This is a genomic window from Pseudomonas sp. FG1 (assembly GCF_034313875.1).
In the GTDB taxonomy this organism is placed as follows: Bacteria; Pseudomonadota; Gammaproteobacteria; order Pseudomonadales; family Pseudomonadaceae; genus Aquipseudomonas; species Aquipseudomonas veronii.
This window is the reverse complement of sequence record NZ_JAVIWP010000001.1, coordinates 270,850-296,983: the sequence shown is the minus strand read 5'-3', so window position 1 is coordinate 296,983 and position 26,134 is coordinate 270,850. Positions and strand designations below refer to the sequence as shown.

24 protein-coding genes are annotated in these 26,134 nt (G+C 56.0%); 14 read left to right on the top strand and 10 right to left on the bottom strand.

The features are described 5' to 3' along the window. Window positions 1-5 precede the first annotated feature (5 nt). Window positions 6-1,397 (top strand): dihydrolipoyl dehydrogenase, encoded by a 1,392-nt coding sequence (gene lpdA, locus RGV59_RS01315; protein ID WP_126587243.1) that lies wholly within the window; start codon window positions 6-8, stop codon window positions 1,395-1,397. 181 nt (window positions 1,398-1,578) lie between these two features. Here the strand turns inward: lpdA and RGV59_RS01310 are convergent, their stop codons facing one another. Next, a complete protein-coding gene (locus tag RGV59_RS01310) occupies window positions 1,579-1,971 on the bottom strand; it encodes a tautomerase family protein (RefSeq protein WP_017847336.1) in 393 nt (130 codons plus the stop codon). Window positions 1,972-2,079: 108 nt separating this feature from the next. Between RGV59_RS01310 and RGV59_RS01305 the strand changes: the two genes are divergently transcribed. Together RGV59_RS01305 and RGV59_RS01300 are read left to right on the top strand one after the other, a co-directional pair. After that, on the top strand, window positions 2,080-2,943 hold the full coding sequence (locus RGV59_RS01305; protein WP_104904414.1) for a LysR family transcriptional regulator: 864 nt from the start codon (window positions 2,080-2,082) through the stop codon (window positions 2,941-2,943). Window positions 2,944-3,072: 129 nt separating this feature from the next. After that, a complete protein-coding gene (locus RGV59_RS01300; RefSeq protein WP_126587242.1) occupies window positions 3,073-4,107 on the top strand; it encodes an alpha/beta hydrolase family protein in 1,035 nt (344 codons plus the stop codon). Window positions 4,108-4,174: 67 nt separating this feature from the next. Here the strand turns inward: RGV59_RS01300 and RGV59_RS01295 are convergent, their stop codons facing one another. Continuing rightward, on the bottom strand, window positions 4,175-4,771 hold the full coding sequence (locus RGV59_RS01295) for an NADPH-dependent FMN reductase (RefSeq protein WP_126587241.1): 597 nt from the start codon (window positions 4,769-4,771) through the stop codon (window positions 4,175-4,177). A 113-nt stretch (window positions 4,772-4,884) separates the two neighbouring features. After that, window positions 4,885-6,153, bottom strand: a complete 1,269-nt coding sequence (gene fabF, locus RGV59_RS01290) for a beta-ketoacyl-ACP synthase II (protein WP_046382015.1) — start codon at window positions 6,151-6,153, stop codon at window positions 4,885-4,887. 111 nt (window positions 6,154-6,264) lie between these two features. On the opposite strand from fabF, the gene RGV59_RS01285 reads away from it, so the two are divergent. Further along, window positions 6,265-6,759, top strand: coding sequence for a winged helix-turn-helix transcriptional regulator (locus RGV59_RS01285; protein ID WP_057005095.1), 495 nt, complete (start codon window positions 6,265-6,267; stop codon window positions 6,757-6,759). 52 nt (window positions 6,760-6,811) lie between these two features. Here the strand turns inward: RGV59_RS01285 and RGV59_RS01280 are convergent, their stop codons facing one another. Then, complete coding sequence (locus RGV59_RS01280; RefSeq protein ID WP_079444738.1) at window positions 6,812-7,774, bottom strand: GlxA family transcriptional regulator; 963 nt, start codon at window positions 7,772-7,774, stop codon at window positions 6,812-6,814. A 95-nt stretch (window positions 7,775-7,869) separates the two neighbouring features. Between RGV59_RS01280 and RGV59_RS01275 the strand changes: the two genes are divergently transcribed. Beyond that, window positions 7,870-8,313 carry a tautomerase family protein gene (locus RGV59_RS01275; protein ID WP_108525475.1) on the top strand — a complete coding sequence of 148 codons (444 nt, stop codon included), beginning with the start codon at window positions 7,870-7,872 and terminating at the stop codon, window positions 8,311-8,313. A gap of 68 nt (window positions 8,314-8,381) precedes the next feature. Here the strand turns inward: RGV59_RS01275 and ilvD are convergent, their stop codons facing one another. After that, window positions 8,382-10,313 (bottom strand): dihydroxy-acid dehydratase, encoded by a 1,932-nt coding sequence (gene ilvD, locus RGV59_RS01270; protein WP_126587240.1) that lies wholly within the window; start codon window positions 10,311-10,313, stop codon window positions 8,382-8,384. Window positions 10,314-10,414: 101 nt separating this feature from the next. Between ilvD and RGV59_RS01265 the strand changes: the two genes are divergently transcribed. The 5 genes from RGV59_RS01265 to RGV59_RS01245 all read left to right on the top strand — a co-directional run bounded on the left by RGV59_RS01265 (window position 10,415) and on the right by RGV59_RS01245 (window position 17,615). Then, window positions 10,415-11,332: a LysR family transcriptional regulator gene (locus RGV59_RS01265; protein ID WP_046382019.1), complete on the top strand. Its 918-nt coding sequence runs from the start codon at window positions 10,415-10,417 to the stop codon at window positions 11,330-11,332. Window positions 11,333-11,819: 487 nt separating this feature from the next. Then, the gene (locus RGV59_RS01260) at window positions 11,820-14,429 is read left to right on the top strand and encodes an AAA family ATPase (protein WP_126587239.1); all 2,610 of its coding nucleotides are present in this window, start codon (window positions 11,820-11,822) and stop codon (window positions 14,427-14,429) included. 262 nt (window positions 14,430-14,691) lie between these two features. Further along, window positions 14,692-15,579 carry a hypothetical protein gene (locus RGV59_RS01255; RefSeq protein WP_126587382.1) on the top strand — a complete coding sequence of 296 codons (888 nt, stop codon included), beginning with the start codon at window positions 14,692-14,694 and terminating at the stop codon, window positions 15,577-15,579. 104 nt (window positions 15,580-15,683) lie between these two features. Further along, window positions 15,684-16,529: a hypothetical protein gene (locus RGV59_RS01250; protein ID WP_126587383.1), complete on the top strand. Its 846-nt coding sequence runs from the start codon at window positions 15,684-15,686 to the stop codon at window positions 16,527-16,529. A gap of 429 nt (window positions 16,530-16,958) precedes the next feature. Next, the gene (locus tag RGV59_RS01245; protein ID WP_126587384.1) at window positions 16,959-17,615 is read left to right on the top strand and encodes a VOC family protein; all 657 of its coding nucleotides are present in this window, start codon (window positions 16,959-16,961) and stop codon (window positions 17,613-17,615) included. Window positions 17,616-17,720: 105 nt separating this feature from the next. On the opposite strand, the gene RGV59_RS01240 is transcribed toward RGV59_RS01245, so the two are convergent. From RGV59_RS01240 to tnpB, 3 genes are read right to left on the bottom strand one after another with little or no spacing between them, the layout of a single operon-like run. Continuing rightward, complete coding sequence (locus RGV59_RS01240; RefSeq protein WP_219730914.1) at window positions 17,721-18,029, bottom strand: hypothetical protein; 309 nt, start codon at window positions 18,027-18,029, stop codon at window positions 17,721-17,723. After that, the gene (gene tnpC / locus RGV59_RS01235) at window positions 18,026-19,528 is read right to left on the bottom strand and encodes an IS66 family transposase (RefSeq protein ID WP_102619022.1); all 1,503 of its coding nucleotides are present in this window, start codon (window positions 19,526-19,528) and stop codon (window positions 18,026-18,028) included. Before tnpC ends, RGV59_RS01240 begins: the two co-directional genes overlap by 4 nt. 18 nt (window positions 19,529-19,546) lie before the next feature. Beyond that, the gene (gene tnpB, locus RGV59_RS01230) at window positions 19,547-19,906 is read right to left on the bottom strand and encodes an IS66 family insertion sequence element accessory protein TnpB (RefSeq protein ID WP_046489445.1); all 360 of its coding nucleotides are present in this window, start codon (window positions 19,904-19,906) and stop codon (window positions 19,547-19,549) included. A gap of 72 nt (window positions 19,907-19,978) precedes the next feature. Between tnpB and RGV59_RS01225 the strand changes: the two genes are divergently transcribed. Together RGV59_RS01225 and RGV59_RS01220 are read left to right on the top strand one after the other, a co-directional pair. After that, a complete protein-coding gene (locus RGV59_RS01225) occupies window positions 19,979-20,167 on the top strand; it encodes a hypothetical protein (protein ID WP_322246848.1) in 189 nt (62 codons plus the stop codon). Between the two features lie 224 nt (window positions 20,168-20,391). Further along, on the top strand, window positions 20,392-21,756 hold the full coding sequence (locus RGV59_RS01220) for a hypothetical protein (protein ID WP_079444736.1): 1,365 nt from the start codon (window positions 20,392-20,394) through the stop codon (window positions 21,754-21,756). A 146-nt stretch (window positions 21,757-21,902) separates the two neighbouring features. Here RGV59_RS01220 and RGV59_RS01215 read toward each other — a convergent pair whose 3' ends face one another. Then, complete coding sequence (locus RGV59_RS01215) at window positions 21,903-22,853, bottom strand: LysR family transcriptional regulator (protein WP_126587385.1); 951 nt, start codon at window positions 22,851-22,853, stop codon at window positions 21,903-21,905. A 495-nt stretch (window positions 22,854-23,348) separates the two neighbouring features. Here RGV59_RS01215 and RGV59_RS01210 point away from each other — a divergent pair, with 495 nt between their 5' ends. After that, window positions 23,349-24,542, top strand: coding sequence for an MFS transporter (locus RGV59_RS01210; RefSeq protein WP_177029903.1), 1,194 nt, complete (start codon window positions 23,349-23,351; stop codon window positions 24,540-24,542). Between the two features lie 46 nt (window positions 24,543-24,588). Continuing rightward, a complete protein-coding gene (locus tag RGV59_RS01205; RefSeq protein WP_322246847.1) occupies window positions 24,589-25,434 on the top strand; it encodes an MBL fold metallo-hydrolase in 846 nt (281 codons plus the stop codon). 65 nt (window positions 25,435-25,499) lie between these two features. On the opposite strand, the gene RGV59_RS01200 is transcribed toward RGV59_RS01205, so the two are convergent. Beyond that, window positions 25,500-26,126, bottom strand: a complete 627-nt coding sequence (locus tag RGV59_RS01200; protein ID WP_057005089.1) for a TetR/AcrR family transcriptional regulator — start codon at window positions 26,124-26,126, stop codon at window positions 25,500-25,502. Window positions 26,127-26,134: the final 8 nt, after the last annotated feature.

Below are 26,134 nucleotides of genomic sequence, written 5' to 3'. Positions count from 1 at the left end.
TACCCATGAGCGAAATGAAATTTGATCTGATCGTCGTCGGTGGCGGCCCCGGCGGTTACGTGGCGGCCATTCGCGCCAGCCAGTTGGGGCTGCGCACGGCGTTGGTGGAAAAGGCGCAACTGGGTGGGGTCTGCCTGAACTGGGGCTGCATTCCGACGAAGGCCCTGTTGCGCAGTGCCGACGTGTTGCGCCTGATCGGCAGCGCAGGCAGTTTTGGTATTGAGGTCGGGCCGGCCAGGCCGGACCTGAAGGCCATCGTCAAGCGCTCCCGCGATGTCGCCGCCCAGTTGCACCGTGGGGTCAGCGGGTTGATGAAAAAGCACCGCATCCAGGTGTTCAATGGGCATGCGCGGCTGGATGGGCCGCAGCGCCTGAAAGTCAGTGGGGAGCAAGGCGAGCTGAGCCTGAATGCGCCGCATATTATTCTCGCCACCGGGGCCCGGGCCCGAGTGCTGCCGGGCATGGAGCCGGATGGCAAGCATTTCTGGAGCTACCGCCAGGCGTTGGTGCCGGACAGCGTACCCAAGCGGCTGGTGATCATCGGCGGCGGTGCGATCGGGATCGAGTTCGCCAGTTTCTATCACGCGCTGGGCGCCCAGGTCAGCGTGGTGGAAATGGCGGAGCGGATCCTCCCGGTAGAAGACCACGAGGTCAGCGCCCATGTGGCGCAGGCCCTGGTTCGCGACGGTATCCGCCTGTACACCGGCTGTGCGCTGCAAGGTAGCAAGGTGGAGCAGGGCGCCGTGCAGTTGCGCCTCGAAGGCAACAGCAACGAGACGCTGCAGGCTGACGTGGTGCTGGTGGCCGCGGGCATTGTCGGCAATGTCGAGGAGCTGGGGCTGGAGGGCACAGGGGTCAAGGTGCAGCACACCCATGTGTTAGTGGATGAGTTCTGCCGCACGGGCGAGCCGGGTGTCTACGCCATTGGCGATCTGGCCGGGGCGCCGTGGCTGGCGCACAAGGCCAGCCACGAAGCCGTGATCTGTGTCGAGAAGATCGCCGGTCAGAACCCCCACCCACTGGACCCCCGCAGCGTGCCGGCCTGTACCTACAGCCACCCGCAAGTCGCCAGTGTCGGCTACACCGAAGCCCAGGCGCGCAGTGCCGGCAAGACCCTCAAGGTCGGCAAGTTCCCCTTCGCCGCCAACGGCAAGGCGATTGCCATGGGCGCCACGGAGGGCTTCGTCAAAGTGGTGTTCGACGCAGATAGCGGCGAGTTGCTCGGCGCGCATATGGTCGGCGAGGAGGTCACCGAAATGATCCAGGGCTACACCATCGCGCGAGGCCTGGAGACCACCGAGGCCGAACTGATCGAAAGCATCCTGCCGCACCCGACGATGTCCGAAGCCATGCATGAGGCCGTGTTGGCCGCCTATGAACGCGCCCTCCATTGCTGAGCACTGATCCACGAGCGATTGCCGAACTGTACGAGGTTGAGTCGTGTCAGTTCGGCAGGCGCCGGGAGCGTTCGGGGCTGCCTAGAAGTGCGAGGAAAGACCGCGTGATGCTCAACGGCCTCAACCGATCGGAAGACTCGTCTTCGGTCACGCGTCATTCCCGGTGTCGCGGGTTTGGGGCTCAGGGATGGTGATGTTTATATTCCTGGCTCACGCCGCCATATCCATACGCACTGGCCCGGCAATCGATGAGGTGGATGTTGGAGTGTGGATGCAGGTTGCCGATTTCCTCGGCCAATAGCGCGAACGCCTCACGCTGAAAGCGCGCCTTCTGCGCTTTGGTGTTTGTCTCATCGGTGATGGTGACCTCCAGCCGGAACGAGTTGTAACCCAGTTCGGCCAGCGAGCAACTGTTGATGAACCATTGCTCATGAGGCACGAAATGCACCATCACCAGCGTCTGCTCCGGGCGTTTCTCCAGCACATCGCAGGTTAGCGCGGTGAGCTGGGAAACGATCCCCTGGACTCGCGCAAGGTCAGGTTGGCCAGAGATTTTGAGTGTGATGCCGGGCATGTTGGAGTCCTCGTCGGAAGTAAATGTCTGGCTCAGAGTAGGGAGTGGCTTGAGTGCTGAAAAGCCGGAAGATATGATCGTATCCTTCGGAAAAACGGCAGGATGAGCATGCGCCCCTTTGATCTCGAACTTTTGCGAGCCTTCGCGGTTGCGATGGAGTCAGGCAGCCTCGCGCAGGCGGCGCCTAAGTTGTGTCGGTCGCAGTCGGCGTTAAGCGAGCAATTGCGCAAGCTCGAGGCCTTCACCGGGGTTACGTTGCTGGAGCGGGGTAAAAAAGGCGTCAGGCCGACACCGGCTGGCGAACGCTTATTGGTCCACACACGCGACATGCTCGCCTTGAGTGAGCGTGCCCTTGAAAGCGTGCGTGGCGTGACCTTTGTCGGCGAGTTGCGGCTGGCCATCACCGACTACTTTCTGCCCAGCTCGATCGCCGACCTGTTGAAGAAACTGCGAGTGCGCTATCCGCACCTTCGCCTGCATGTGTCGGTACGCAAGAGCATGCAAATCGAGAGCGGGGCAGATTCAGGCGACTTCGATATCGGCCTTTCCATGCGAATTCTCGACGGGCGCAGCCTGCCCGAGGGCTTGCCGGTGCGACGGGAGGCGTTGCGTTGGGTGTCGGTCGCGGGGTTCGAGGCTGAGCGGGAGGAAAACACCCCGTTGCCACTTTTGGTACTGCCGCAGGGGTGCAGCCTGCAGCGCCTCGCCAGAGAGACCTTGGAGGCTCACGAGGTGCCTTATGTGGTTGCGCATTCGGCGTCCGGCGTCGCGGGGCTGCAATCAGCGTTATTGGCAGGTTTGGGCGTCGCGTGTCTGAATGCGTCCGCAGTACCGATGGGCGCGCAGGTCTGCCAGTCGGCGCACCATTTACCGGGATTGCCGGATGTTGAGTTCAGCCTGTTGCCCCCTCGTCCTGGCGAATCGCCCTTGGTCGGGGCCGTCAGGGAAATGCTTGCGAGCCAGTTCAGTTAATCGTCCGAGAAGCCAGCAGCGCCGCTAGAGCGCTACGGGGCGTTGCGAAATGCATGCACTGCGTCAGGGATTGGCACTGAGATTCGGGCCTGTCAGCCGGGACTCTTTAAAGGAAAAAAAGGAGTGACTATGCATAAAGAAATCTGGATGAAACGTTACCGCGTAAAGTTGATTGCCGTCGTTTGTCTCATCGTGGCTATCGCGTTGCTTGTTCTCGCGCGGCTAGACACTTATGGTCTGGATCGCAGAGCCAGCGAACCGTTTGCTTTCGACGCAAATGGGCTGCGCCTGGCCGGCACGCTCTGGCTGCCTGACCGTGCGGCAACAGCGGCAGTGGTTCTGGTTCACGGGGATGGTCCCCAGGATCGCACGTCGCAGCAGGGTTACGATCCACTCATCAACGCGCTTCTCGATGCTGGCATTGCGGTTGTTTCGTGGGATAAACCGGGCGTTGGGGATTCGCCGGGGAATTGGCTCAGCCAGTCGATGACGGACCGCTACGTGGACGTGCGCAGCGCGTTGTCTGCCCTGCGCAGTAAGTTGCCAGCAATCCCTGTCGGTGCGCTTGGGTTTTCACAAGCCGGCTGGGTACTGCCCCGCCTGGCGTCGGGGGATGCGGACTTTCTGGTGCTTGTCGGCGGCGCGGTATCCTGGCAACGGCAAGGTGACTATTACACGCGGACACGGTTGCAACGCACGGGGATGTCCGAGCCCGACATCGACGCAACGATGGCTCGGATCGCCGCCGCCGATGAGCGTTTGTTTGCCGCTGCACAGGTGCCGCCGGTTGCCCTTCTGGACGGCATGAGTGCAGAGCGATGGGCGTTTGTGCGGCGCAATCTTCACGAAGACGCAACCGGTGCCTTGGAAAAACTCGACATTCCACTGCTTGCGCTGTGGGGCGCGGACGATCTGAATGTCGATCCCGAAGCCAGCGCAGCCCTCTACCGAAAGGCGCTCGGCGGCAACCATCCCGCCAACCGGATTGAAGTCATACCGGATGCAACCCATGGGCTGCTCAAGGCGGCGGCTTACAACACGCAACTCACCAGTGAGTGGTCCTGGTTCACCACGATGAGGTTCCTCATGGAATGTCGTCTTGCCTACGCCCCAGGCGCCCTTGAAACGATAAACGCGTGGGTTCACGCCAGAGCCAGCCAGTGAATGCACTGGCGGCCAGCGTTGGCAATCAACGCGTGCGGGCAACCACTCGACAAGCGATGTTGGAGCCTCAAGGCTCCTGAGTTTCGAGACGCCGTTTAAACGCGTCGAGCGCAGTACGGATCAACGGGCCCATCACCGGGTCGGCGGCAATGCCCTCGGCGCTCGACTGGCTGGACAGGAGGTTAACCGTGATTGACGCTTGCTCGATGATGCTCGCCGACATCGTTTCCAGGACCAGCCGCAATGCCGCTTGCGCGTGGCTGGCTCTGGGCGATGCGTTGAACAGCGCGACAGGCTTGCCCGGAAACTCTTCACTGCTCACCAGCCAATCGAGCATGTTCTTGAATGCGCCGGGAATACCTCGAGCATACTCGGGGCACGAAACCAACAGCCCATCCGCCTGCCCGATAATTGCGCGCAACGCCAAGACTGACTCGGGGGGATCCTCGAGCAGGTCCGGGTTGAAGTGAGGCAATTCAGCGATGCCTTCGTAATGTGCGACCTGTACCCCTTCGGGGCATAGATGCTCAACTGCGCGTAGCAAAATTGAGTTGGAAGAGGCCAGACGCAGACTTCCCGAGACAGCAAGCAAACGCACCATTTCAACACCGTTCGTGATTCGTGAGTCGGTGAAGTTTCGCACGAGCTGAGCTTCGTTCACCATTGCGGCATAGCCATCCAGCGCTCAGCGGGGAGCTTGGCGGCACCCGATGTTGAGGTCTCGACCTCTCGGTGCCGAGACCTCAACCACACTGAAGCCGGACGCAATATCCGGTTTTAGATCCAGCGTCGGAACAGCACGCTGGCGTTGACCCCGCCGAAACCGAAGCCATTGGACAGCGCATATTCCATGGGCAGGTGCTGGGCCTGGCCGCGAATCAGGTTCAGGCCTTCGGCAGCGGCATCCGGAGTTTGCAGATTGAGTGTTGCCGGAACTACCTGATCGCGCAGCGCAAGTACGGTGAAGATCGCCTCGATCCCCCCCGCAGCGCCCAGCAGGTGGCCAGTGGCGGACTTGGTCGAACTGATCGCAAGGCCGCTGTCTGTGCCGAACAGGGCTTTGATTGCTGCGAGTTCGCCTTTGTCGCCCACCGGGGTCGAGGTGGCGTGGGCATTCAGGTGCTGAACCTGGGATGCGTCCACGCCGGCTTGGCGCAATGCCTGTTGCATGGCGCGGCGGGCGCCGTCGCCATCTTCGGGCCCGGCGGTCATGTGGTACGCGTCGGCGCTGGTGCCATAGCCCACCAGCTCGGCGATGGGTGTGGCGCCGCGTGCCAAGGCATGTTGCAACTCTTCGATGACCAGCAGGCCGGCGCCTTCACCCATGACGAAACCATCGCGGGCCTGATCGAAGGGGCGCGAGGCGCGCTCCGGGGTGTCGTTGTAATCGCTCGAGAGGGCGCGTGCGGCAGCGAAGCCAGCCAGGCTGACCCGGTGAATGGCCGCCTCCGTCCCGCCGCAGAGCGCTACGTCGATTTCCCCCGCGCGAATCATCCGTGCAGCGTCGCCGATGGCCTGGACGCCCGCCGCACATGCGGTCACCGGAGCCCCCAGTGGCCCCTTGAGACCATGGCGGATGGAGACATGACCGGCGGCCATATTGCTGAGAAATGACGGGATGGTGAAGGGTGACAGGCGCCGTGGCCCCTTGCTGTCAGTCGTCCGCACGGCTTCGGCAATCGCCGGAAACCCGCCCACGCCCGAAGCGATGATGGTGGCGGTGCGCTCCTGCGCCTCAGGGGTTTGCGGCGCCCAGCCGGCCTGTGTCAACGCTTCATGGGCCGCTGCCAGGGCGAACAGAATGAAGCGGTCCATCTTGCGCTGTTCTTTGGGGGCCAGCAGTAGATCCGGATCGAAGCCGGCCTCCGGGTCTTGGATGCGGTCGGGAACCTGGCCACCGATGCTGATCGACAGATCGCCGATCAGCTCCGGTGGCAACCGGCGGATCCCCGACTGCCCTGCCAGCAGGCGTTGCCATATTTGCTCGACTCCGCAGCCAAGTGGGGTCAGCGCGCCCATGCCTGTAACGACGATGCGTTTGTTCATGATGATCCAGTTCTTTGTGCTTATGGGAGGGGTAACGACATATGGACGTCACTATCATTATGAAAGTAACATGCCGAGCCATCAAATGTTCGAACCCCGTAAGGAACTGTCATGCAGCGCAAGACCCTCATTCATGCCGAATGCCCGATCGCCCGTAGCCTGGAACGGGTTGGCGAGTGGTGGAGCATTTTGATCATGCGCGATGCCTTGCATGGCCTGCGACGCTTCGAGGAGTTTTCCCGCAGCCTGGATATCGCCCCGAACATGCTCACCAGACGCTTGAACTCGCTGGTGGAGGCGGGCCTGCTCGAGCGTCAGCCTTACAGTCAGCGCCCGTTGCGCTACCAGTACGTGCCGACGGCCAAGGGCGAAGATTTCCGCGTGGTGCTCATGGCCTTCGTGGCCTGGGGCAATCGCCATTACGCGCCAGAAGGGGAAAGCGTGCAGATTGTCGAGCGGGAGACGGGGCGGCCGGTGCTGCCGATGATGGCGGATATCGCCGATGGCCGTCTTGTGCCCCTGGACCAGTGCAGCGTGCAGGCCGGACCCGCGGCCAGCGCGGGCATGCGTCAGCGGTTCGGGTGCATGGCTGACCGGATTGAGTGAGGCGCCGTGCAGCGGAGGAGTGCGGCACTCAAGGGCTGCCAGCGGTTAGAGCTTACTGGCGCAGTTGTTTTGGCGAGGCGTTCAACAGGCGGCGCATGAGTCGCCGCAGGGCCGTGGCATCTTGGTATCCCACCTGCGCGGCGATAGATTCAACGGAGTGCCTGCTGGTTTCCAGCAGCACGCGGGCTCTGTTCAATTGCACGCGTTGGATCAGATTGCGAGTTGAAAGACCGGTTGCTTTTCGAAGGTGCCGCGACAGCGTTCGCTCAGACATGCCGACGTATGCCGCAAGGCTCGGCACACTGGGGGGATGGGGCAGGCGTGCTTCGATGTAGGCGGTGAGGTTGGCGACCAGCGTATTGCCCTGGGCCATGATTGCCGGGTTGATGAAGGGGGACTGCAATTGCCGGCCATCGAGCAGCAGGGCCTTGCCCACCGCGTCGGCGAGTTCCGGCGACAGACGTCTGCGCAGCAGGTGCAGCATCAAGTCGGTTTGTGCGAAGGCTGCACCGGCGGTCGTCAGCGGCGGATCGCGGAGCACCATGACGTTGGGGTCGACAATGCAGTCAGGCGCCATGCTCGACAGCCAAGGGGCGAGCCACCAGGAAGTCGTCACCCGTCGCCCCGTGAGCAACCCGGCGGCATGCAGGAGAAAGACCGCCGAGCATGAGGCGGCAATCTCCTTGCCTTGATTCACATGTGCCTTCAGCGCTGGCAGGGTCTGAAGGACCACGTCTTCCTCAAGCCGCTGCCGCAGCACGTCGAAGTCGCTGATGCCGAGGCCCGGAATGACCCAGCAGGAGTTGTCCTCGACATCTGTGGTCAGCGCGTCGACCTGCAGCAGCATGCCTTGGCCCAGCGTACTCAACCCTGGCTGCGGCCCACACACGCGCCAGCGCGGCACGGCAAGGCCGCGGCGCTGCGCAAGTATTGCGGCGGTGCCGAGGATGTCCAGGGTGGCTGCGACGCTCGAGGCGAACGCCCCTGGAAAGACGAGGACAGTGAAATCGTACATTGTCCGATTATGCCCGAAAGAAGACGAATCGGTCACTTATCGAGGGAAGGGATAACTGGCCCAATGGCGCTTCCAGTTAACCGCGAGGTTTCGCCATGCCAAACATCCTGATCAAGGTGCCTACCGGCGCTTTCAACTTGCCACAGCGCCACCAGTTGCTTCGAAGCGTGAGCGACGTGGCGATGATTAATGAACACATGGGCGATGCCCCTCAGCAACGTATGTTGTGCTGGGTGTTGATTGAGGAAGTGCAGGCCGATCAATGGCTGTGCGGAGGCGTTGCTCCTCATGCCCAGGTTGTCCCGTGCATGGTCATCGTCAAGGTGCCCGCCGGCGTCCTTGATGCACCGATGCGCCAGCGCTACGTGAGTGAACTGCATGGCACCCTACAATCGAACCTGGCGGCGGGGGATCAGCGCCGGTTGCTGAGCTCGATACAGATCGAGGAGGTTGTCGACGGAACGTGGGGGGCGAACGGTGAGATCTGGCATTTGGCCGACTTCACCCGTGCAGCCGGATACGGACATCTCGCTGACTAACGATAGGCGCCCGCCAGAAAGCGTACACCTGTACGCTTATTCGTCCCCCAGTCGAACCGTCGGTTGTTTCAGTCCCTGTCGAGAAAAGCGGTTGGCGGTAGTGTTGCGATTCGCGGTGAGGCAGGGGGGGATGCTCGCCTGCCGCCAGCTCGATGCTGAACCTGCGTCACATCCCTGACCGCACCACGAGCCGCGTTCGATGTCAGTGCCGCGTAGGCCTGAAGTGCCGCCGACACTTTTCGCGCCCGTGCGGCGGGCTGCCAGGCTTGCCCTTCCTTGGCATCCATCGAGTGGTAACGCTGGTTCAACGTTGCCTCGTCGACCCTCAGTTCAACGGAACGGTTGGGAATATCGATCTTGATCACGTCCCCTGTTTCCACCAGGCCTATCAGTCCACCTTCCGCCGCTTCCGGTGAGACATGGCCGATGGACAGGCCGGAGCTGCCGCCCGAAAATCGCCCGTCGGTCAAAAGCGCGCAGGACTTGGCCAGCGCTTTGGATTTGAGATAGCTGGTGGGGTAGAGCATTTCCTGCATGCCAGGGCCGCCCTTGGGGCCTTCGTAGCGGATGACCACCACATCGCCAGGCACCACCCGGTCGCCAAGGATGCCAGCCACCGCCGCCTCCTGACTTTCGAAAACCACGGCTTTGCCTTCGAACACCAACATGGAGGGGGCGACGCTGGCTGTTTTGACGATACAGCCCTCCGGCGCCAGGTTGCCAAACAGCACCGCGAGGCCGCCGTCCTTGCTGAAAGCCTGTTCAGCGCATCGGATCGCGCCCGTTGACCGGTCTGTGTCCAGGTCATCCCAGCGCGCTGACTGACTGAAGGCTCGCTGGGTGAGGGCATTGCCCGGTGCGGCGCGGAAAAATGTCTGCACTTGCTGGTCTGGGCTTCGGGCGATGTCCCAGCGATCCAGCGCATCTTTCAAGGTGGGCGCGTGGATTGTCGGCAGGCTTGTGTCGATCAAGCCTGCGCGGTCCAACTCGCCAAGGATCGCCATGATGCCACCGGCGCGATGCACGTTCTCGATGTGTACATCGCTGCAGGCGGGCGCGACTTTGCACAGCCACGGGACTTGGCGAGACAGCCGGTCAATGTCGGCCATGTTGAACGCCACGCCGCCTTCGCGCGCAGCTGCCAACAGGTGAAGGACCGTGTTGGTCGAGCCGCCCATGGCGATGTCCAGGCTCATGGCGTTTGCAAACGCCGCGCGGTTGGCAATGTTGCGCGGCAACGCGCGTGCGTCGTCCTGTTCATACCAACGTTTGGCTAACTCGACAATCAGCCGCCCGCTCTGGCGAAACAAGCCCTCACGCTCAACATGAGTCGCCAGCACCGTACCATTGCCGGGCAATGCCAGGCCAAGCGCTTCTGTCAGGCAGTTCATTGAGTTGGCGGTGAACATGCCGGAGCATGAGCCGCAGGTGGGGCAGGCGGCGCGTTCGACCGCGGCGACTTCCTCGTCGCTATAGGCGTCGTCGGCGGCGATCACCATCGCGTCGATCAGGTCCAGAGACTGGCGCGTGCCTTTGATTACCGCTTTCCCAGCCTCCATCGCCCCGCCAGAAACGAACACGGTCGGAATGTTTAGGCGCATGGCAGCCATCAACATGCCGGGGGTGATTTTGTCGCAGTTGGAGATGCACACCAGCGCATCGGCGCAATGCGCGTTGACCATGTATTCAACGGCATCGGCGATCAGTTCCCGCGAGGGCAGTGAATAAAGCATGCCGTCATGGCCCATGGCGATACCGTCGTCGACGGCGATGGTGTTGAACTCCTTCGCCACGCCACCGGCCGCCATCACTTCGCCGGCAACCAGTTGGCCGAGGTCCTTGAGGTGTACGTGGCCTGGAACAAACTGCGTAAAGCTGTTGGCGATGGCAATGATGGGTTTGCCGAAGTCGTCATCGGTCATGCCTGTGGCGCGCCACAGGCTGCGGGCACCGGCCATGTTGCGGCCATGGGTAGTGGTTCTCGAACGATAAGCGGGCATTGAGTCCTCCTGGGCTGACGGTATGGACTCAGGCTAAAGATCGGTTGGATGGCTGTGAAATATATTATTTAATGCTTATTAAGTCTCTGGAGGTATAAGGAATGGATGTTCGCCAGCTCAGGCATTTTGTCGCTGTCGCCCAGACGTTGCATTTCAGCCTGGCAGCGCAACGCCTGTGCATGACCCAGCCGCCGTTGAGCCAGTCGATCATGGCGCTGGAGCGCGAAGTCGGCGCCTCGCTGTTTGTACGGACCAAGCGCAGCGTGGCGCTGACCCCGTTCGCCGAGCAATGGCTACCTCAGGTGCGGGCCGCGCTGGGGGCTATCGATGCGCTGGGTCATACAGCGCAAGCCATCCTTCGCGGCGATGCCGGCGGGTTGGAGCTGTCGTTTGTCAGTACCGCTGACTACAGCATTCTTCCCGTGCTGGTCCAACGGTTCCGCAGCCTGTACCCGGCGGTGGAACTTTCGTTGATGGAGGCTACCAGTGATCTTCAGATCGCTGCGCTGCTCGAGGGCAAGGGGCACGCAGGCATTGTCATTGCCAACCCGTGGGCCACGATCCCCGATCAATTGGCCTACCGGTCTTTGGTCGTCGAGCCACTGATTGCCGCTGTGCCGCAAGCGTGGATGGCGGACGGGCGCCTGGTCGATGTGGAGGGCCGGTTATCTTCGGACGCGATGATATCTTGCCCGCTGGTGGTCTTTCCCAGGCGTGCGGCACCGGCGTTCTATGACCTGGTCACCGGCTACTACGCCGCGTGCGGCGGTAGCCTGCATATTGCCCAGCACGCTATTCAGATGCAGACGATCATTAGCTTGGTATCGGCGGGCATGGGCATCGCGCTGGTGCCGGCGTCATTGCGCCATCTCGCTCGCTCGGGGGTGTGCTATCTCGCTTTGGAGGAAAATGCGCCACATCTGGAAACCGGCCTGGTTTACCGCCGCGACGATACGACACCGACGCTTGCCAACTTCCTGAACATGGCCAGTCAATTGCTCGAACTGGACATGAGTTGATCCGATGCTGGGTAATTGCATTCCACCTGACCACCCATTTGCATTTCACTTGCCCAGTCGTTTGCATCGGGTTTGACCAGCACACTGGTGGCCTTGACTGGCAGAAGTCGACCGATTCTGTTGAAAAAGTCGGTTATCCAAAACTGCCTGGCCATTGCCTAGTGAGAACGCCATTTTTGCACGCTGCTGCGTGAAATCTGCTTCTGGAAACCTCTGCCAAAAGTAAAGATTTCAATCTCGGACGCGTACTTTTCTGCCGTGGAAACCATGATCGACTTTTTCAACAGAATCGGCCAGAAGCCCTCATTCGAGCGTGTCTATAAAATGCGTGACGACTCAGTCTTAACTGATAAACCCTTTTGGGAACTGGTAGAAGGTGAACGCGCTCGGCTAGCTATTTCTCTTCAGGGGTTGCATCCTCGGAACGGTTGGTAATGTCGATTGGCCAGCCGTTGGCCTAGTGCATCAAGCTGTTCATGGAGGAATCATGTCGATATTGAATGACGTACTGCTCTGGTCGGAAAAAGACCTACCTCTTTGGCTTCGAGATGCAGCCAGAAGGCTGCTGCTCAATGAGCAATTGGGTCCTCAGGATTTCCGTGATTTTTACGCGCTTCTGAAGCATGAAAACGACATTGAAGTCGTGGACGGCCTTCAGGCAAAACCGCTCAGTGCCGATCACATACCCGCTGGCGGTGAGGCGGCATTAAGCGTCACGCTCAAGTCGATGAGTGATTTGGAAAACGTCAATAGAATTATGCCAGGCCAAGTCCTTTCCTTTGAGGAGAAGGGCGTGACCGTGATTTATGGCGGTAATGGCGCCGGGAAGTCTGGTTATGCGCGAGTATTGAAACATGCCTGCCGTGCTCGAGACAGGGGCGGTGAGATACTCGGTGATGTCACCAAAGCGGCGGTGGGCGCCGGTAAACCCAAGGCGACGTTCACCGCGTCGGTGAACGGGGTAGCTCAGACGTTTCATTGGACAAGTGGGTCGGTGCCCCCTCCACAGCTTTCTTATGTGAGTGTATTCGATACCTCTTGCGCGAGCGCTTACCTAATAGAGGGCGATGCAGCGTACCTTCCAAGGGGATTAGACGTGGTTGAGGCTTTGGCAGGTAAGGTTGTGCCAGAGGTCTTAGCCTTAATGAATGACGAGTTGAAGGGAATTGACGTCTCGCTCGACATTCTTGCTGGGTTTAACAAAGAAACTACCGTCGGCAGGTTGCTCGAAAACTTTGGAGAAAAGACAAGTAGGGAGAATATTGTCCGTCTGGGTACGCTTTCGCAGGAAGAGCGAGACAGGCTCAGTAATCTGGAGTTAGCGATAGCAGAGCCCGATCCTATATTGAAATACCAAAATTTGAAGACTTCTGCCGCTCACATCAAAAATCTTGCAGAAACAATTCTGAAGAAAGAGAAGTACACGACGGGGAAGGCCTTAGATAAGCTTAAGCGTTTGGTTAAAGAATCGTGCGATGCTACAGAGGGCGTGGATGCTGCTGCACGAGCGCTTAGGGTCGAAGATGATCTCTTGCCAGGCTCTGGTGAAGCTATTTGGAAAGAATTGTTTCTTGCTGCGCAGAAGTACTCTACAAGTGTTGCGTATCTAGGTCATGACTTCCCTAATTGTGAGGAAGATGCTGTCTGTGTGCTCTGTCAACAATCGGTAGAACCAGCCGCAGGAAGAATGCGCCGGTTCAATGATTTTATAAAAGAAAATGCAACTAAGCTTGCTTCGGAGAAAAAAACAGCGCTTGATGATGTTCTGGATCAGATAGATCGCTCAAATTTGGATTTCGGCTTTAGCCAAGCCCTGGCAGTAGAGCTAGGGGGAGAGGCAGAAGGGTTGGTCGATCGACTTAAGAACTATCAAGATCAAATTAATGGCTACAAAGCATGGATGTTGAAAGCAGCCCGCTCTGTAAATTTTGACGACGTCCCAGACCTAGATGCTAGTCCTGTTAGCGAACTTCGTAAAGTTGCAGCCATTAAACTTTGGAAAGCCAGATTCTATAAAAAGGCGTCGAATCCCGAAAAGCTCAAAAAGCTATCAAATGAGTTAGCCGAGCTGAAGTCTCGTGCAGCTCTTGCTCTGATAGTTGAGGCTGTACTGGCCCTTCATGGTCGTATTGTCTATCGTACCAAGCTTGATGGGTGTAAGGGACAATTGAATCCTAGAGCTATTTCAGCGAAATCTAAAGATATAGCGGGGAAAATAATAACCGACTCCTTGAGAAAAGCTCTCGATGAGGAGTTTATCAAGCTGGGTATTGGCCATATAAAAACCAAACTCAAGGAAAGAGTTGATCGCGGCACCGTAAAATTCACGCTGTTGCTCGATCTGCCTGCTGCAAAAAAAATAGAGCAAGTTCTGAGTGAAGGTGAGCAGCGAGCGGTTTCGCTTGGAGCATTTTTAGCGGAACTTAAACTTTCGGATCACCGAGGTGGGATTATATTTGATGATCCCGTATCGTCTCTTGATCACGTGAGGCGACGTCAAGTTGCTCGACGATTAGTTGAGGAAGCTGCTTTTAGGCAGGTGATTGTTTTGACGCATGATATATCCTTTCTGAGTGAATTAATCGACTCGTTAGGGGAGGCGAAAGAGATTCCTCACCTTGTTCACCATCTAGAATGGGTGGGAGATGCTGCTGGAGTAGTCAAGCAGGGGTTGCCGTGGGATAAAACTGGATATAAAGAACGGATTCGCCAGCTTGAAGCTCGAGTAAAAAAAATGGAGCCATGGCCCGTTTATCCAGGCGAAGAATTAGTGCGAGATGTGCGAATTCTTTATAGCGACATACGTGCGACGGTAGAGAAGGTCGTAGAGGATGTCGTATTAAATGGAGTTATTACTAGGTTTAGTGACATGGTTGGTGTCGGGAATTTGCATAAGATTACGGGACTTCGAAAGCAAGACGCTGATGATATTGTAATTTTGTGGAAAAAGGGCCATAGGATGACAGAGGCGCATCTTCAGGCTATGAATAAAGACATGCCAGTAGCGGGATTGGAAGAAATTAAGACGGATGTTGCATCTATTCAACTACTAGTAGATAACGTCAATAAATATCGTGCTAAACCCGCCGAAGCGTGATTGCTTCATAAGCCCGGCGTAAGCCGGGCATCACCGAAATTCTTTGATTCAGAGCCCAGCGTCTATGATCCGCTCGGACGGATTGCCCCCTCGTGCCGCTGAAACTATCGGGGACAGACCACGTATTGATGCTGTCGGCCGACCGCTCCCTGCAGCTCTTTGCCGGTCACAGCGGGCAGGAGTCGGCCAAAAGCAGCCACTGGACATAGCGTCAGCTAATTAGTAGCGTAACCATTCCTTATATGATTTTGAGATTCAGCGGATGACTCACATTCAGGTTAGAAAACTGCTAGGCGCTCGCACGCGATATGCAGACCGAGATTGGTGGTACCAGTTTCAAAAGCTCCCAATGCTTTGCGAAGAAAAAAATGTTTCCAGTCGCGCACAAAAATTAATGCAGCAATTTGCTTTGCTTACTAAAAACTGGAATGCAGACCTGAACTCTGAGTGGACGGTGCGGATTTACTATTCAGCCAAAATGGTGTTGGCTGCTTCAGTGATGGCTCAAAGCTTAAGATATGCTGAAGAAAAAAATCTACGAGCAGTAACGTCTTACCTTAGCTACTACACCGTCATGCATTCTCTTCGTGCAATCGCATTCAGCAGTCCAAACGCGGTATGGAATGACGGTGAGATCTTGTTTATGACTCACTCAAAAACAATTAATGTCGCGTGCGACGAAATCGCAAATTTCAATCGAGAGTTATCGGTACGTGTAAAGAAGGCGGTTTTTCATCTCAAGGCATTTAGAGAGCTGATCTCGTACAGAGCGCCGTCCAGCGGTGATCGATTTCCGAAACCAGACTTCGACATCTACGAATACTCCCGTTTCTTTCTCGAAATTGCCCAATTGCAGTCAGAGTTGCTTGAAGCATCGATCGAGAAAAACGTAACCGAATCTTTCGCATTGCAAGACAAAATAGTTTCGCAAGTCACCGATATAGAGATGGAAGGCATACATTTCCACGATAAGGAGGACCGTTATCGGCTCGGGTATTTAGCGCGAAAACATCCGGCACCAACAAGTATTCTCCATATCATGTCTGAAGGTCACGTAGAAGATTTCTTTGGTTCGTGGTGCGACGACGACGGTAAGCCAGGCTCCTTTGATCCAGATGAAGATTGGCAAATATTGTTCGACGTACCGTAAAGGTCCGCATATAACAATGCGCTCAAATCATTCGCTTCGCTCGCTGGGACGGGCTAAAGCCCCTACCTTAACCAAACGTTACGTGGATTAATTCGGGTTGCAATGTGAATAAAGATTTTTTAATCGTTAAGCAAAAATTCATTGAAACCCTGCTTGGCCGATACAGCTTTTGGGACTCTCTAGTTTCTCATCAGATTCAAACATGGACTGATAACGGGGCTGAATCAAGACATTCGCTTATTACTGGAAAGCCTGAGCTTATTAGGCTGTCTGCACTAGAGCACCTAGCGATAGCTCCTTTGGTCTTTGACTATCTAGATGTGACGATTTCATTGAGATTTGGGTTAAGTGACGAGCCATTCAAAACGAAGCTGAAGATTCTTAGGGAAAAAGCAGGCGAAGACTTAACTTCACAGTTAATAATTGCAATATACGACAATTTATCAAGCATAAGAAATAAGTTGTTACATCAAAAGGGCTCGCTGTCTGAGTGTGGAAAAATAATAATAACCAAGGGTGTATTATCTGTTGAGCTAAACCATTTTGGCACTTTGAATAGCTTGGCCTCTATGCTGGGGCGAATAGTCAAGAATGAAAATAAATTATGCTTAAATGATAAATCAGTAATATGGTCGTCATACAAAATTATATTCCCCGAGGCAGCTAGTTCCATTTTAGAGGCTGCAAGCTTTGAAAGGGTAGTCGACATCAATGTGTCAATAATGCGATATAAAATCGACATGCGCTCTAAAGCAATTGTTTGTTTCGAGGATCTCAAAAAACATCTGTACAACAGATTCGTAAATGAGGATGGAAAGTTAATAGGCAACACTGATTTTCTATTTAAATACGAGGGCGATGAGTACTCAATGCCTGCCGAGTATCTATATAAAAACAAGGACATCAAGAAAAATGATATTAGAATCTGGGCGACTGAGAAACACACATAAGAAATGGTTCAAGGCCGCTTGCTTGGCTCACTGGGATGAGCTAAAGCCAGCCCCTTAACCAAACGTTAGTCAATGTCCGCAATTGGCCGATTCTGTTGAAAAAGTCGACCACGGTTTCCGCAGCAGAAAAGCATGCGTCCGAGAATGAAATCTTTACTTTTGGCTGAGGTTTCCAGAAGCAGATTTCACGCAGCAGCGTGCAAAAATGGCGTTCTCACTAGGCAATGGCCAGGCAGTTTTGGATAACCGACTTTTTCAACAGAATCGGCCGTTTTTTGCCGGTCAAGGCCACCCAGTGCGCTGGTCAAATTCGATGCAAACGACTGGTTAAGTCCATGCAATTACGCACCGATGCAGCGGGCGAGTGAGGTTGTTAACCTGTGGCCGCATGGTTGGGCAATCAACGCCTGGGATTAAAGGGAATTAACGATGGAAGTGGATCACATCTTTATTTGTGTGAATGATGACGGCCAAGGCGCTGATGCTTTGAAAACCCTCGGGCTTGCTGAAGGAACGCCAAACGTCCACCCCGGCCAAGGCACGGCCAATAGAAGGTTCTTCTGGCGAAATTCATTCATCGAGCTTTTACATCTCACCGATGAGTTGGAAGCTCAAAGTCCGTTAACCGCGCCAACCCAACTCTTTGACCGCCTCACGTGTACGGATGGGCTCGCTTCACCCTTTGGCATTTGCTTCAGGCCCTCCAGCGTCGACGAGAAGCCACTGTTTCCGGTCTGGGAATATCTACCTGTTTACTTACCCGCCGCGCTGAAAGTCGACGTAGGGCATGCGCCGATATCCGAACCGATGTGGTTTTTTCTTTCGTTTGCCAAGAGGCCAGATGAGGCGCCTGCTGAGCGAGCGCAGCCGTTTGAACATCCCAACGGCTTTCGCGAGATGACATCGTTGCGCGTTATCACGCCCGACCACCACGCGTTTTCGACCGCTGCCACCTGCGCAAACCAGCTGAAAGGATTTGAAATCGTTCAGGGTGATGAACACCTGCTCTTACTGGAAATCGATCATGGCGCCAGCGGCCAGGCACACGATTTCCGTCCCGGGTTGCCGGTGATTGTGAACTGGTGATGCATTGTAACTGATCCATAAACCCCACCTATCCAAACAGACGGCGCCTGAGGTGGGGAGGAATCAAATCATGCTGGCGCGGAGACGATTCTCGGCACAGTTACTTCATTTTTTCGGCCTGATATCCACCACCATCCCCGCCTGTACGTTTTTGATCGGTGACAGTAAGTGCGGCGAAATATTCCAGCGCTGGCCGGTGTCGGTTACCACTGTGACGGTTTTGCGGTTGAACTTCATGACGGTACCGGACAGGCGCTCACCATTGGGTGAATCGAAGCTTACCCGTGCTCCCGGATGGAACTGCATCATCGATTTATGAGCCTCCAATGACTCCAACATCTTCAGCCGTTCGATAATGTGATGATTCAATGTCACTAACTCATCGACGCTCAGATGATCAATGTTGATATTCATGATGCCCTCCAATTCCAGGGTAGTAACGCCTCAACATCTTCAACTGATTCAGCCTGCGGTAATCGCTCCAGTACGTGGCGCAGCCACGTATAGGGCTCCTGGCCGTTGGCTTTAGCCGTTTCGACCAGACTGTAGATCTGCGCACTGGCGGTGGCGCCCTTGGGCGTATCGCTGAATAACCATGCCTTGCGCCCTATGACAAACGGCTTTATCGCTCTTTCGGCGGCATTGTTGTCGATCGGTAAAAAACCGGCCTCCACGTAACGTTCCAGCCGGCTCCAGTTGCTACCCAGATAACTGAGCGCCTTGCCGAGAGCACTTTGCGATGCGACTTGCGGCTGAGTTTTCTCCAGCCAGCTTTTCAACTGCGCGAGCACCGGCAAGCTCTTTTCCTGGCGACCGGCAAAGCGCTGCTCATCCGTCATTTCTTTCAAATCACGTTCGATACCGTACAACTTGTTGATCATCGTCAGCGCAACATCGGCCCGACCGGTTTTACCCTTGGGCTGCACTTTCTGCGCATCGACAAACTTGCGCCGTACATGGGCCATACAAGCCAAACGCTCGACACTCGGCTGCGCGGCCAAGGCGTTATAGCCGGCGTAATCGTCAGTCATCAAATAGCCACGATAGTCGCCGAGCAGCCGCAACGGCACCTCCTGCGCTCGACTGGTGGTGTAGTCAAAAAGAAGGATTGGTCGCGCCGGTGGGCCGCTGGCTTGTACCCACATCCAGGATTGGCTGGTCGGGTCTCGACCTGGCTCTTTGAGCACCTGCACTCGCGTTTCATCGCAGTGAACAATCGGACTTTCCAGTAACCGATCACGCATCAGATTCAACAGCGGTTGGAAGTGTTCGCAGCACTGGATCACCCAGCGCGCCAGGGTTTGACGCGGGATATCGACACCGTGGCGAGCGAGGACTTTTTCGAAACGGTGCAGCGGCAGGCCATCGACATACTTGGCGGTCAGCAACATGGCCAACACGCTGGGGCTGGCCATGCTTTTTTCGATCAGTTGCGCGGGTTTGTCGGCGGTGACCGGTGCAGTTTCACAACCACGGCAGCCGTAGACCTTGCGGATGTGTTTGATCACCCGGATCTGCATCGGCACGATCTCCAGCTGTTCGCTGGTTTCTTCGCCGATGGTATGTTTGCGGCAGCCGCAAATGCAGGTCAGTTCGTGTTCGGGGAGTTCGTGGATGACTTCGATTCGTGGCAAGTTAGCGGGTAGAGGCTTGCGTTTGCCACGACGTTTGGTCGGGGCGACAACTTCTTCCTCAGCATCAACGGGCACTGGCGTGGCGATACTTTCAGCTTCATTGAACAACGGCAGCTGTGGTGTCATCGGATCAACGGTTTGCTCAGATTTTCGTCCGAACAGGCGCTGACGAAGCAGTGCATTTTCCTCTTCAAGAAGAGCGACTTTCGACTGCATCTGAGCAAGTAATTGCTTGAGCGCAGCCGGGTCATCGGGATGGTTGTCGGGCATCGAAGTCATGGCCCGGATTATACCCAATCAAGCAACAAATCGCGGCGTCAAAACCTGATGCGGACGGTTGCGCCACAGGTCAAAACCGTCAAGCAGCCAGTTCAGTTCCTGGACGCTCAATACGATGGCTTCGTCAGTCGCGTCGGGCGAGGTTTTGAAACGCTCGGACTCCAGGCGCTTGAGCCAAAGGCAAAAGCCATTGCGCTCCCAGTAAAGGATTTTCACCCGGTTACGGGGGCGATTTAGAAAAACAAAAAGTACCGGGTCGAATACCGCCACCTTGATATCCAGCTCGACCAGGGCGGCGAGGCCGTCGATGGATTTTCGAAAATCCACGGGCTTGGGGTAGAGGTAGACTTTTTCGACTTTGGCGTCGGGACGCATCATGAGGTGCTGGCTCCGTAAAGAGATCGGGAGCACAGCATCAGGCTTCAATGGGCGGCTTTGAATGTGTAGGTGATGGATCGCTTACGATGCATTGGCCTGGAGGGCCCGTTCTATCTTGATGATCTGGAGCCCACGGTGGTCGGCGCTGCCATAGACCGTGCGGTGGGTTACAACACGGGCAATGACGAATATCACCCGACGGCGGGGGATTTCCCTGGATGCAACATGACGCCGATGTACGTGCTAGTCCGTGCTCGATAGTTCGAAATTGGCGAATCCATAGAGTTTATTGGTGAGAGAGTCAATACCGCTGCTGGGCTGTTTGCATGTTTTTAGAGTGTGTTCAGCTGATGTTCAGAACTCGCATGCTAGTTGATTAGTTGAGTCAATAGGTCGCATGTGTTTAACAAGTTTTCACTGTTTTTGTCTGGATGGCGCAAAAAGCAAAATGCTAGCCTGCGAGTTTTTTGGGATAGCAGGTCCACATGAAAGTGCTAAAGGAAATGGCTGTAAAAAAGCCATGCTCATTTATTTTTATATTGACATTTCTCGTGTTTGCAGTGCTGCAATACAAGCCTGCTGTGCTCAATTACACAACGCGCTTTGTCGATTTTGCTCAATATATGCTCGCGCATGGGGTGACGCTGTTTCCAATTGCGGATGATCTGCGGCCATATCCCGATTACACGGTGATCAATACGCTACTTGTTTATCTGGTTTCTTTGCCGTTTGGTCGTGTATCGATTCTTTCAATGGGCCTTCCCTTCTGTGTTGCCGCGGCCTTGATGCTGGTGTTTGTTTACAAGCTCGGTGCATTGCATGAGAAAAAATGGGGCGCATATGGTGTTGTGTTTGCCCTGTTCACCTGGTCATTTCTGGACGGCGTGAACTCCTTGGCACTGGATATATACCCCGCGCTTTTTACAGTGGTGTGTTTTTATCTGGCCTACACGGGAGAGGTATACAAACAACGTTTCCGCGTGCTGCTTGTGCTCGCAGGCCTTGCGCTGGGCTTTGCATTTCGTGGCCCCATTGGTCTGATCGGCCCCGCCAGTGTGGTCGCCGCTTATTATTTTTTGAGCAAGCAATGGCGCATGCTGGTTGTGTTTTGCTTGCTGGCAGGCTTGGTCCTGGCCACAGGCATTGCGGTGCTGACATGGGCTGCCTACGTACAAGGTGGAGACGCGTTTCTACAAGAGGTATTGATCATGCAAGGGCTGGGGCGGTTTGGCAGTGACCACGCGCCTCGTTATTACTTCTATTTCTCTGCCGGCTTGCTGACCTATGGCGTAACAGCTCTTATCGCTTTGAGCGTTATCGCCAAGAAGGGGAAGTGCTTTTTTGAACGCTCACCTGATCCAGCCACGAACATGCTCTTGTATCTCTCGGGCTGGCTCCTTGTGGTGATCGTACTGTTCACGATTCCAAGCTCCAAGAAGGCGCGTTACATACTTTCAATTACACCCGCTATTTCCTTGTTGGCTGCCTACATCTTCGTGGATCGCAGCGCTCTCTTTGCAAGTATCCGAGACAAACTGCTGCGGTTTTGCTTAAACCTGCCAGTGGTTGGCCTGGGAGTGTTACTGCTTGCGTTTATTCATGGTCTGTATGCGACGACTCCACTTCAGCCGAACTATCTCGGTGCGTCCATGGGGTTGATTGCCCTTGTTGCCGTTAGGCCTTGGATGGTGACACGTTTCAGCGTGCATCCACATCGTGAATTTGTGATTTTCTCTTTTGGTGCTATCGCCTTTCTCATACTGGACATGTTTTTCTTTAACTCTGTTACTTACCATTTGGAGTTGGCCAACGAGCCGACACCCAAGTTTTTGCCGTATTGGTTTTGGTGAGGTCTGAATCGCCCCGGGTTTTCTAGATACTCTCCAACCATCGCCGGATGGCTGGCAGCTATCACAAACCTTTGAGCAAGAGCTTAGGGAGAAAATGCTCAGACATCGTGATACGCGTCCTTGCACGTCCAGAGGGGGCGATCAAGTCAAGACAGTCGCACGACTGCATCCAGCGTCGTGCGACTTGTTAATGTCTCTGATATGACCTCTTTAAGAATATTCCGGAACCAAATAGAGCGGCCATCCATTTGATCAGTGCGCCTATACAACATCGAGATTTGCTCCATAGGCAGTTCGAAGGGCGCGGCGGTGACCTCAAGGCCGTAAAGCGGCGCCATGCAATAAGCCGTGATCTCGGGAACAGTTGCAATCGCCGGTACCGACAGCAATAACGGCGCAATTGACGCGTGCCTCGACACGCCTGCGACGATGTTGCGCCTGACCCCGGCAGCGCTGAGCACGCTGTCCAAGTTTGTCGCGCCGTCGCCTTCCGACGACACGATGACATGTTGGGCCTTCGCATAGCTTTTGATGCTCAGCGGCAATGTCAGTTTTAGCTGCCTGGGGTCATAAAGGCAGACAAGACGTTGTTGGAATAGCAACTCACACATGTGCCACGAAGGTGGGTTTTCGTGAACGGAAACGCTGACGTCGTAAGCGCCCAGCTCTAAAAGTTGAACCGAATCGCGCTTCGTCGAGGCGACTGCCAATACGCGCGAGCGCGGTGCGAGTTCGCGGATTCGAGCCGCGAGGGCCCCAAGTAGTGCTACCTCGAAGTTGTCACACATGCCAATGCGGAATTCACCTTCACATGTGGCGGGATCGAACACCCCTGGCGCCCGCACTGCGTGTTCGATGGTAGATAACGCCTTGGCGATCTCCGGTGCAATCGCGAGTGCCCTGGGCGTTGGCTGCAGACCTCGTCCAACACGTACAAACAACTCATCGTCCAACGTCTCTCGCAGGCGTCGCAGCGCGCCCGAAAGACCCGGTTGGCCAATAAATAGTCGTGCAGCGGCCTTACTGACACTTTTCTCCTCCATGAGCACGGAAAACACATGCAGGAGATTTAGATCGAGGGTCCGAAGGGTTGTCATTTACATCTCTCGCAGAGATAGATGCCATCACGAACAGCAATTTGTCAGATATGTATCGATCGGTCAATATCTCACGCATCGCACCCAGGCATTGGTATGGAGCCTTGGTTTAGACGTGCTTGCGGACCAAATCGGATATAGGAACGTGACGTGATGAAAGTAGCAATTCTTGACGATTACCAAGGCGTCGCGCTGTCCGCTATGAATTGGTCGGAAGTCGCAGCGAAGGCAGATCACAGTCTTCCAGGACCCATTGGCAGGCCGCGTTGCGGCAGGGCGTCCTGATCAGTGCGACGGGCGGCCGCGCGAGTGGCACACCGGAACTGACCTGGGCCTTGATGATGTATCGATAAATCCTGCGGACAAACGAGTTTTGTTCGGCATGCCTCTCAGCCGCCGCTAAGGCTGTAAGCGCAACAAACCACATACCCCGAATTTTTGCTTGCCTGAGTTTTACCTCAGGTAATGGCACCCCGCTGCCTGGAGGATCATGTTATGAACGCCCCATCTATAGAGCTCAAGCAGGAAACTGAGGGCGCAGGCATGAGCCGGGGGCTTGTACTGTTACTTGCAGCAGCGACCGGCTTGTCAGTAGGCACCCAGTATTACAACCAGCCTTTGCTCGGACTGATTGCGGACGGCTTCGGGATAGGTACCAAGGTCAGTCTCGTCGCGATTGCGACACAGATTGGTTACGCGTTGGGCTTGGTTCTGTTGGTGCCACTAGGCGACAAGATCGACCGTCGACGGCTGATCCTCATTCAATGCATAGGGCTCACGGTAGCGACGCTTTGCGCGAGCGCGGCCCCCGAGCTGTATAGCCTTGCAATGGCGTCCATCATGATTGGGGTGTTCGCGACGATTGCCCAGCACATCATCCCGCTCGCATCTGAATTATCCCCGCCAAGCAGTCGGGAACGAGTTCTCGCATCAATCACCAGCGCGCTGCTTGTTGGGGTGTTGCTGGCTCGGGTGATCAGCGGCTTCGTGGGCGCCTATTTCAGCTGGCGCGCGATGTTCCTCTTGGGCGCTGTGCTTTCTCTGATGATGCTTGCAGGGCTCGCGGCGAAACTTCCAACCAGCCAACCGCAATCCCGCGCTTCATACATTGAGTTGCTTGTTTCATTGTTTGGGGTCGTGCGCGATGGCGCTGAACTTCGCCAGGCCGCACTGGTGCAAAGCCTCGTTTTCTTCGGCTTCAGTGCGTTCTGGACAATTCTCACGCTCCTGCTGCAAGGCCCTGGGTTTGGGTTGAACAGTGGGACTGCGGGGCTCTTCGGCGTGGTGGCACTCGGCGGGGTGATGCTTGCCCCACTGGGGTTGCGCCTTGCTGGCCAGTACGCCGGTCACGTCGGTATCGGCCTTGTCGTGGCGAGCTTTGTCGTAATGATCGCGTTCGTGAATCTGGTGGGGCTTAGCGTCGGAGCCATTCTGATGACGACCGGTTTGCAGATGTCTCTTATCTACAACCAGTCGCGAATCCTCGCACTCGCCGGCACCGCCCGAGGCCGCTTCAACACCATTTTCATGGCGTCCCAATTCGCCTTCGGCGCCATCGGTTCCGCCGCAGGCAGCATCGGCTGGCAGTCCGGCGGCTGGACCGCGGTGATGGCCATGGCCTTGATCGCTTCCGCAGCTGCGTTGCTCGTGCAATTTACCCACCACTCAAAGGTTGGAGCGCGAGCGTAAAGACGCTTGCGGCGTACCTACCCTGGTCAATCTGGAGAATAAAGAAATGATTGAAGAGCACACTATCGGCGAATTCACACTAGTCACGTTACTGGACGGAATTTTTCTATGCAGTACGGACATGATTAAAGCCGCGGCCTCGGAAGAGGGGGCTGCATTATTCAAAAGTGCAGGTCTCCCCGCATCGGGGCCGGTTCCTGAGCCGATCAACGCATTCCTTTTGAAGAAAAACGACGAGCTTTGGTTGATCGATGCCGGTTGTGGTCGCGAGTTGGGACCTCGCTTCGGAAAAGCATCGGCGGCGTTGCTGTCTGCTGGCTATGCGCTTGACCAGATTCAAGGCGTTATTATTTCTCATATGCATGAGGACCATGTTGGCGGTCTTATCAAAGAGGACGGTAGTGCGTTGTATCCCAACGCGACGCTCTTTCTTTCGCACGAGGAGTTGGCGTTCTGGACCGACCCGACGGCTCCTGAAAAACATCCTCAGATGTCGCAGGCTGGCCTGTTCAAATTGGCAAACTCGGCATTGACGGCCTATGCGCCACGTATCAAGGCACTACCTGCCGATGCACACGTCATTCCTGGCGTCAGCTTGATCCCACTTCACGGGCATACGCCAGGTCACAGTGGCATCCAGATTGAGAGCGGTGGCCAGCGTGTGCTGATCTGGGGAGATGTCATACATTCGACACTCTTGCAATTGCGCTATCCGCATTGGAGCATCGGTTTTGACATGGACCCAGTCCAGGCCCTCGACACGAGAGTTCGATTGCTGGAGCGGCTCGCGAATGAGGACATGCTGGTGACGGGACCGCACGTAATGGGAATTGGACACGTCCACACCTGTTGCGCAGGCGGTTATGAATTGAAGCTGGTCAGCAGAACCTAAGTGTTCAGTTGCAGGCGAAGTTGCCCATCACCACGTGGAAGGTTCCTGACGTTTGAGAGTCTGGCTCATTGACCGTCGGGAACAATACACAGGCTATCCCATATCCCCATCACTTGAGTCACTGCGGCATCCAGCGTGGCATGTGGAAGACCATCGCGCGCCAATGTAGACAAGCCCAGAAGGAAACTGTCGAACACCGCGGCGAGGGTGTCTGGGGTAATGGTCGCAGGTAACACGCCCTCCGCGATAGCACGTTCGATACAGGCAACCATGCCTGCGCGGGTTAAGCGCCTGGCCTGTGCGAGAGGTTCTGAAATGGCCTTGCTTTCGTCCGAGCAAGCGCTCATCAGGCCCAACGACACCAGACAGCCCTTGGGATGATCGGGCTCACATTGCATTTTCGCTGACCGGCGAAGGGTGAGTTCAATCGCCTCCTTGGGTGGCAGGGTCGTATCAAACAGGCTGTCGGTGACCCGACCGTGCGTAGTGAGGTAGCGCTCCATTACCTCGTTGAACAGGGCTTGCTTGGAGCCAAACGCCGCGTAAAAGCTCGGCGCGGTGATGCCTCCACCAATATTAGCCTTAAGCTGACTCAGGGATGTCGCATCGTATCCATGCTCCCAAAATAAATGCAGTGCCTGAGTGATTGCCAGGTCACGGTCAAACGTGCGCGGGCGTCCCATCTGTGCCATGTCGGATC